We start from the raw sequence: 4640 nt of genomic DNA, 5'->3' as shown, positions 1-4640 counted from the left end.
TCGGATCACCCAACCGCGTCCCCGTCCCATGCGCCTCCACGACGTCGACGTCGGAGGAGCGCAGGCCCGCGCTCTCCAGCGCCTGCCGGATCACCCGCTCCTGCGAAGGACCGTTCGGCGCCGTCAGGCCATTGCTCGCACCGTCCTGGTTCACCGCACTGCCCCGCAGCACCGCCAGCACCCGGTGACCATTGCGCCGCGCGTCCGACAACCGCTCCACCAGCAGCAGACCGACACCCTCGGACCAGGAGGTGCCGTCCGCGGCCGCCGCGAAGGACTTGATACGCCCGTCCGGCGCCAGCCCCCGCTGCCGGGAGAACTCCACGAACATGCCGGGTGAGGACATCACGGTCGCACCGCCCGCGAGGGCGAGGGTGGTCTCCCCGGAGCGCAGTGACCGCATGGCCATGTGCAGGGCGACGAGGGAGGACGAACAGGCCGTGTCGATGGTCACGGCCGGTCCGATCAGGCCGAGTTGGTAGGCGATGCGGCCGGACAGCACGCTGGGCGTGGTCCCGGTCAGCACATGGCCTTCCACCGAGCCGGGGGCCTCGTGCATGCGGGGCCCGTATTCCAGGGTGGTGGCTCCGACGAACACGCCCGTCCGCGTGCCCTTCAGAGCGGTGGCGTCCAGACCTGCACGTTCGACGGCCTCCCAGGCGGTCTCCAGCAGCAGCCGCTGCTGCGGGTCCATGGCCAGGGCCTCGCGGGGCGAGATGCCGAAGAACTCGTTGTCGAAGAGGGCTGCGTCGTGGAGGAACCCGCCCTCGCGGACCGCGCTGTGTCCGCCGGCGGCAGGGTCGCCGTCGGAAAGGCCGGGGTCCCACCCGCGGTCGGTGGGGAAGCCGGAGATGACGTCCAAGCCGTCGGCCAAGAGCCGCCACAGATCCTCGGGGGATCCGACACCGCCCGGGTAACGGCAGGCCATGCCCACGATGGCGATCGGCTCGTCCGACCCGGCCGCCGGTGCGGGAGCCTCGTCGTCCTCCTGGCCGGCTCCGGCCAGGAGGGTGTTCAGGTGGGCTACCAGGGCGGCGGGGGTCGGATGGTCGAACAGCAGACCGCTCGGCAGCCGCAGTCCGGTGGCGGCGGACAGCGAGTTGCGCAGCTCGACCGACATCAGGGAGTCGAAGCCCAGGTCCTTGAAGGTGGCGTGCTCTTCCACCCGCCGGCCGTCCGTGTACTCCAGTACGGCGGCGATCCTGTCGAGGACGACGGCGGTGGTGCCGGCGCCCGGCGCGGCATTCCGCGGCGGCCGGGCGGCCGGGGCGGCGGAGGCGGCCTGCTCACCGGGCCCGGGCAGCTCCGCGGCGCGGACCGTGCCGCCGATCCAGTAGCGCTCCCGCTGGAAGGGGTAGGTGGGCAGGGGCACACGGCGGCCGCCCGCGCCGGCGTGCACGGCCGCCCAGTCCACGTCCGTACCCCGGACGAAGGCGGCGGCGAGGGCGGCGAGAAGGGTACGGGGTTCGGGCCTGCCCGCCCGCAGCACGGCGAGCGGCACGGTGGCGTCGCTGTCCTGCACGCAGTCCGCCGCCATCGGCGCGCAGACGGCGTCGGGGCCGAGCTCCAGCAGGGTCGTGGCGCCCGCGGCCTCCAGGGCGCGCACGGCGTCCAGGAACCGCACGGGGCGGCGTACCTGCTCGACCCAGTACCCGGGCGACGACCACCCGCCGGCGCCGACCTGTTCACCGGTCACGGTCGAGACGGCGCGCAGGCGGGGCTCGTGGAAGGTCAGTTCTCCGGCGACACGGCGGAACTCGGCGAGCATCGGGGCCATCAGCGGGGAGTGGAAGGCGTGCGAGACGGTCAGCCGCCGGGTCCTGCGTCCCCGCGCTGCGAGGACGCCGGCGATCCGGGTGACCTGTTCCTCGGCGCCCGACAGCACCACTGAGCGGGGCCCGTTGACGGCGGCGACCGCGATCTCGGCCTCGTGGCCCGCGAGCAGCGGCAGCACCTCGTCCTCGGCCGCCTGGACCGCGACCATGGCCCCCGCGGCGGGCAGTGCCTGCATCAGCCTGCCGCGGGCGGCGACCAGCCGGGCGGCGTCGGGCAGGGTCAGCACACCGGCCACATGGGCGGCGGCGATCTCGCCGATGGAGTGCCCGGCGACCAGGTCGGCGCGCACGCCCCAGGAGGCCACCAGCTGGTGCAGGGCGACCTCGACGGCGAACAGGGCGGGCTGGGTGAAGGCGGTGTCGTCCAGGCCCTCGCCTGTTGCGACGACCTCGGCGAGCGGCCGGTCGAGAAGCGGGTCGAAGTGGCGGCACACTTCGTCGAAGGCGGCGGCGAACTCGGGGAAAGCGGCGTGGAGTTCGCGGCCCATGCCGATGCGCTGCGCTCCCTGGCCGGTGAACAGCAGTGCCGTGCCGCCGGGCCGGGCGGCGCCGCTGACGGCGTTCGCCGGCACGGTGCCCGCGGCGAGCGCGTCGAGGCCGGCCAGCATGCCGGCCCGGTCGCCGGCGAGGAGGACCGCGCGGTGCGTGAAGACGGTCCGCGTCGTGGCGAGGGACCAGCCGGTGTCCGCCGCGTCGGGCGCCGTGTCCCCGCCGAGGGCCTCGCGCAGGCGCGCGGCCTGGTCCCGCAGGGCGCCCTCGTCACGGGCGGAGACCACCCAGGGCAGGAGGGCGGTGTCCGGGGCCGCCGTCCGCGTGCGGGTGTCCCCGGCGGTGGTCGGACTCTCCTCGAGCACCACATGGGCGTTGGTTCCGCCCATGCCGAACGACGACACGCCCGCGACGAGGGGCCGGTCGGGGGCGGGCCAGGCGGTCAGCTCGCGCTGCACCTCGAGCCCCAGCTCGGCGAGTGGGATGGCCGGGTTGGGATTCTCGAAGTTGAGGCTGGGCGGGAGGGTGCGACGGCTGAGTGCCAGCAGCGTCTTGACCAGGCCCGCGATGCCCGCGGCGCCCTCCAGGTGGCCGATGTTGGTCTTCACGGAGCCGACGCGCACCGGGTGCCCGCCGGATCGGGCCGTGCCGAGCACCGCGCCGAGCGCGGCGGCCTCGACGGGGTCGCCCACCGGCGTTCCGGTGCCGTGGAGTTCCACGTACTGCACCAGGGCGGGATCGACGCCGGCCTTTTCGTACGCCTCGCGCAGCACCCGCTCCTGGGACGCCTGCCCGGGGACCGTGAGGCCGGGGGTCGCGCCGTCGTTGTTCACGGCGCTGCCGCGGATGACCCCGACGACGGTGTCGCCGTCGGCCACCGCCCGGGACAGCGGCTTGAGGACGACGGCGGCGCCGCCCTCGCCGCGGACGAATCCGTTGGCACGGGCGTCGAAGGTGTAGGTCGTGCCGTCCGGGGACAGCCCGCCGAAGCGCTCCTCGGTCACGGCGCCTTCGGCGAGGATGTTGAGGTTGACGCCGGCGACGATCGCGGCGTCGGACTCCCCGGCACGCAGCGACTCGCAGGCGAGGTGGACGGCGACCAGCGAGGACGACTGCGCCGAGTCCACGGTGAGGCTGGGGCCCTGGAGCCCGAGGTGGTACGAGACCCGGTTGGCGATGACGCCGCGGTTGACGCCGGCCATGGTGTGCTGGGTGACCGCCCTGGCGCCGTGCTGGTAGAGGAGCGCGGAGTAGTCGTCGCGCAGGGTGCCGACGAAGACCGCGGTGCGGCTGCCGCGCAGCGAGGCGGGCACGATGCCCGCGTGTTCCAGTGCCTCCCAGGCCAGTTCCATCACCAGCCGCTGCTGCGGATCCATGGTGACGGCCTCGCGCGGAGCGATGCCGAAGAAGGCGGCGTCGAAGGTGTCGACCCGGTCGAGGAAACCACCGCGGCGCATTCCGGGGGTGGTGTCCTCGGGAGCCCCCTCGCCGGTCGCGGACTCCCAGCGGCCCTCGGGCACCTGGGTGGTGGCGTCGGAACCGGTGCTCAGCAGGTCCCAGAACGCCTCGGGGCCGTCGGCTCCCGGCAGGCGGCAGGACAGTCCGACGACGGCGATCGCCTCGCTCTCGCCGCCGCGCGTCACGGAAATTTCAAAGTGGTGCCGATTCGTCATCGCGCTCGACTGCCTTTCGGGCCGAATTACCGGGACTCCTGAGCATGTGGCGAAAGTTGCGGGCCGATCGTAGGCAGGCGATTCTCTCCCTCCCCTCAGCCCGCAACCTCGAACGGGTAATTCCGATTGACCGAGAGCGCCGGATTACCGGCCGATGGACGCCCTGCGGAACGGCACCGAATAGTTTCCGTACCGGAATAGCCCAGATGCCGACAACGAGAAGGCAGGTCGACTCTTCCCATGTCACAGCTGCACGAGAGCCTGGAAAAGCACACCTCTCTTTACGTCGAGGCGTTCAACGCCGGCGACTTCGAGGCCATGGACGCCTTCTACACGGAAGAGGCCGTGGCGGTCTGGGAGCCGGGCGAGCCGCTCACCGGCCAGGCGCGGCGGGACTACCAGCGGGAGTTCCTCACCCGCCGGCCCAGGATGACAGCGGTCCCGCGGCAGAGCTTCGTCACCGGCGACACCGCGCTCATGATCGTCGACTGGGTCATCGAGACGGCCGACGAGCAGGGCGGGCCGGAGCGTCTCCAGGGCACGGGCGTCGACGTCCTGCGGCTCGGCGACGACGGCATCTGGCGGTACGCGATCGACGACCCGTACGGCCAGGACTGAGGTTCACCCCCGTCCGGTGCCCACC

The 4640-nt window shown here is 73.2% G+C and carries 2 protein-coding genes; one reads left to right on the top strand and one right to left on the bottom strand.

Annotation, left to right across the window (positions count from 1 at the left end):
* On the bottom strand, positions 1-3997 hold a 3997-nt coding region (locus GUY61_RS35055; RefSeq protein WP_166634360.1), incomplete at its 3' end, for a type I polyketide synthase.
* 240 nt (positions 3998-4237) lie between these two features.
* Here GUY61_RS35055 and GUY61_RS35050 point away from each other — a divergent pair.
* Positions 4238-4615 carry a nuclear transport factor 2 family protein gene (locus GUY61_RS35050; RefSeq protein ID WP_166634359.1) on the top strand — a complete coding sequence of 126 codons (378 nt, stop codon included), beginning with the start codon at positions 4238-4240 and terminating at the stop codon, positions 4613-4615.
* Positions 4616-4640 lie beyond the last annotated feature (25 nt).

This window comes from Streptomyces sp. GC420 (assembly GCF_009916105.1).
Taxonomy (GTDB): domain Bacteria; phylum Actinomycetota; class Actinomycetes; order Streptomycetales; family Streptomycetaceae; genus Streptomyces.
The sequence above is the reverse complement of the archived record's forward strand: the minus strand, read 5'-3'. Positions and strand labels throughout refer to the sequence as shown.